Source organism: uncultured Rothia sp., from assembly GCF_937976295.1.
Lineage (GTDB): Bacteria > Actinomycetota > Actinomycetes > Actinomycetales > Micrococcaceae > Rothia.
The window spans coordinates 1-3,433 of record NZ_CALJRY010000078.1 but is presented as its reverse complement, the minus strand read 5'-3'; the positions used below and the strand labels follow the sequence as shown (position 1 = coordinate 3,433).

Below are 3,433 nucleotides of genomic sequence, written 5' to 3'. Positions count from 1 at the left end.
AGATTTTCTTCTCGCTGTCCATCGGCTTCGGCATTATGATCACCTACTCCTCCTACCTGAAGCCTAAGACTGACCTGACCGGTTCCGGTGCTGTAGTTGGTTTCGCGAACTCCGGTTTCGAACTTCTGGCGGGTATTGGTGTGTTCTCGGCTCTGGGCTTTATGGCTCAGGCTGCTGGCACCCAGGTGAGCGAGGTCGCAACCAGCGGTATTGGCCTGGCGTTCATCGCGTTCCCGACCATTATTTCTCAGGCTCCCGGCGGCGTGCTGATCGGTATCCTCTTCTTTGGTTCCCTGCTCTTCGCGGGTTTCACCTCCCTCATTTCGATTCTTGAGGTGATTATCGCCGGTGTTCAGGACAAGTTCGCGACCTCCCGTCTGTTCTCCACCACCCTGGTGATTGTTCCGATAGCTCTGATTTCGCTGCTGCTGATGCCGACCACCACCGGTCTGTACGTGCTGGATATTCTCGATAACTTCGTGAACCTCTTCGGTATTCTGGCAGCTGGCCTGTGCGCCATTATCGTGGTTGCATACGTGGTTCGTGCGCTGCCCGCTCTGGCTGAGCACCTGAACCGCTATTCCTCCATCAAGGTCGGTAAGGTCTGGATGGTTCTGCTGGCTGTTGTGACTCCGCTGGTTCTGGGTTACTCCCTGATTCAGAGCGTCATTAAGCTTGTGGCAACCCCCTATGAGGGTTACCCGGCAGATATGCTGGCGATCTTTGGTTGGGGCATGAGCGCACTGCTTCTGGTGGGCGCGATTGTTGTTTCTCTTCTGCCCTGGTCGAAGAAGTCTCGTGCGGCTGAAGAGCCTCCGGCACCTCCGGTGATTGCCGGTCAGGTGGAGCACGGCCACGTTGATTCGACCATTACCCGTTAGGAGCCTTCATGTCTATCTCCGCAATTGTGATGCTCATTGTGGCAATTCTGATCATTTGGGGCGGCCTGGGTTTGGCTCTGCTGAACCTGCACCGTCACCCGGATCTGGATGCTCTCGATGAAGTAGCTGAAGCTCAGGGTTCTGAGCTTTAGCGTGTGAACGCGAAATGATGCCCCGCCAGCTAGTAACTAGCTGGCGGGGCATCATTGTGTTTTATGCGTTGTGTTTTATTCGGGGTGAGGAGAGCTACTTGCTCTGTACGTCTTCCGCCTGCACGAGCGGGATCATGCCGGTCTCCGGGTCGGAGAGTGCAGAGGCGCGGTAGGTGCGGGAGGCGCGCACCGCATCCACGGTGAAGATGATGAGCGCAATCCAGATGAGGCCCAGACCCAGCACCTTATCGGCGCTCATCTGCTCGTGTAGAACGGTCAGCGCCAGAACAAATTGGATGGTCGGGCCCAGGTACTGCACCATGCCAATAATCGACAGCGGAAGGGCTTTGGTTGCCGCTGCAAAGAGCATGAGCGGTACAACGGTGACCACGCCGGTGGATGCGAGAAGCCAGAAGTGTCCGGGACCCTCGCTGAAGAGAGTCATCTGCCCCTGGGCATTGAGAACAAAGAGGGCGGCAACGCCGAAAGGCGCCAGGATAAAGGTCTCCAGGGACAGCGAGACGATGGGGCTCACGTCGTGGGCGACGCGCGCTTTGAGCAGACCGTAGATGCCGAAGGAGAACGCCACACCCAGACCCGTCCACGGCATCTGGCCGTAGATGAGGCTCATCATCAGCACCGCAATACAGGAAATAGCGACGGACACCCACTGAGCGGCGCGCAGGCGCTCCTGCAGGAAAATCACGCCCAACACCACGGAGACCAGCGGGTTAATGAAATAGCCCAGGGACACGTCAATTGTGTGACCGCTGGTCGTTGCCATCACGTAGATAAGCCAGTTCGCGCCGATGAGGAACGAGGCCGCCGTCAGCACCAGCATGATGCGGCGATCCTTGAGAGCGCGGCGGAAGTCAGCGGTTGCCCGCAAAATCGGCAGCAGCAGGGCGCAGAAGATGAGGGAGAAGACTACACGCGCCACGACAATCTCAATCGGTCCCGCCGGAGCCATCATCACAAAATACAGGGGGAGCAGACCCCAAATAAGGTAGGTGCCGATGATGGTGATAAACCCGTTGCGGGTGGTGTGCTTCTGTGTCTCTGACATGGTTTCTTCTTCTGAGCTAAGTTCTTCGGTTACGTTCTTCTAATACTAGTCGTCGGGATGCACCGGCAGGGCGTTGATGCGCGCTGAGGCTACTCTACCCACCAGGCACGCCTCAGGCGCGGTACCACGAGGACACCGCGCCTGAAGTGATGTTGCGTATTCGGTTTAGAGGCCGAAGAAGCGGGAGAAGAAGCCCTTCTTCTTGGGCTGCTCTGCCTCGCGGCGGGCAATTTCTTCCTGCTCGCGGCGGGCTGCCTCTTCGTGCTCTGCCTGCAGATCGGGAGCTGCACCAGCGTTGCGGATGGGCTCCACGCGCTGCTCCTCGTACTCTGCTGCCTCGTGCTCAACCTCGACGGGCTGCTCAGGCTCAGCAGCGATCGGCTCCTCAGCGTACTCGACGGAAGCCTCAACGGCCTCGTACTCGTCAGCATGCTGCTCGGCGCCAATGGACTCGTCGGTGTAGACGCGAGCCTGCTCGGTCTCTTCTGCCTCGTACTCGCCGGGCAGGGTCTCCACGGTGACCAGGCCGGGCTCTGCGTGCTCTGCCGGATCCTGATCGAAGGGAGCCTCGTCGGCGGGGTAGAGGTTCTCGGTGCTCTCAACGCCGGGCACCTCGGTCTCTGCGACCGGTGCGTGCTCGGCAATTTCGACGGCACGCTCAGCCTCAGCCTCGGCACGTGCGGCGGCGCGTTCTGCCGCCTCCTGCTCGCGCTGTGCGTTCTGAGCGGCTGCCTCAGCGGCTGCCACGCGCTCAATCTCGGCGCGCAGTGCCGCGAGGGATTCGCGACGCTGTGCGGCAGCGGCTGCGCACTGCTCCAGAACCTCGGGGCCAACCTGAGGTTCGGCCTGCTCGATGCCGCTGATGCGGCCCTCGTCGAACCACAGGCGCAGGGCGCCGTCGGTTGCGGTCAGCACTGCGGTAGCCTCAGTGTCCCAGGCAATGTGGAAGCCACGCTGCTGAGCGTAGGAATCCACCGCCAGAACCTGGTTGTGTACCTCTTCGCTCTGCAGGGTCTTAGCAATAACGCGGCCGATACCCTTGTAGGTCGGTGCTTCGAGGGTTAGCTCAGCACCCTCCAGCAGGGTCCATGCGCGCACGCCAGCGCCCGCGGGCAGCGGGTAGTGCGCGTACAGGCCGCTGATGGTTTTGGTTGCCAGGGTCAGACGGCGTGCCAGGGACTCGGAGAGGGTCAGCTCGTCGGTGGTCAGCTCAGCCAGGCCGTCACGCTCACCGGTTTCACGTGCCTGAATAGCGGCAGAAACAACGGAGTCGGGGAAGTAGCCCAGCTGCTGCCAAGACCAAATCCAAGTACCGCGGTTCTCGGATTCGGTGC

At 60.4% G+C, this 3,433-nt stretch carries 4 protein-coding genes; 2 read left to right on the top strand and 2 right to left on the bottom strand.

The window, feature by feature from the left end:
- Positions 1-881: sodium-dependent transporter (locus tag Q0216_RS02085; protein ID WP_298592536.1), on the top strand; the 881-nt coding region annotated here is incomplete at its 5' end.
- Positions 882-889: 8 nt separating this feature from the next.
- A complete protein-coding gene (locus Q0216_RS02080; protein ID WP_298592534.1) occupies positions 890-1,033 on the top strand; it encodes a methionine/alanine import family NSS transporter small subunit in 144 nt (47 codons plus the stop codon).
- 94 nt (positions 1,034-1,127) lie between these two features.
- On the opposite strand, the gene rarD is transcribed toward Q0216_RS02080, so the two are convergent.
- Positions 1,128-2,099 carry an EamA family transporter RarD gene (rarD, locus tag Q0216_RS02075; RefSeq protein ID WP_298592533.1) on the bottom strand — a complete coding sequence of 324 codons (972 nt, stop codon included), beginning with the start codon at positions 2,097-2,099 and terminating at the stop codon, positions 1,128-1,130.
- A gap of 165 nt (positions 2,100-2,264) precedes the next feature.
- On the bottom strand, positions 2,265-3,433 hold a 1,169-nt coding region (locus Q0216_RS02070), incomplete at its 5' end, for a DUF6882 domain-containing protein (protein ID WP_298592531.1).

Bases quoted from the DNA above. Each gene is read 5' to 3' on its own strand.
- Q0216_RS02080 (WP_298592534.1), top strand. From the start codon at position 890: ATGTCTATCTCCGCAATTGTGATGCTCATTGTGGCAATTCTGATCATT.
- rarD (WP_298592533.1), bottom strand. From the start codon at position 2,099: ATGTCAGAGACACAGAAGCACACCACCCGCAACGGGTTTATCACCATC.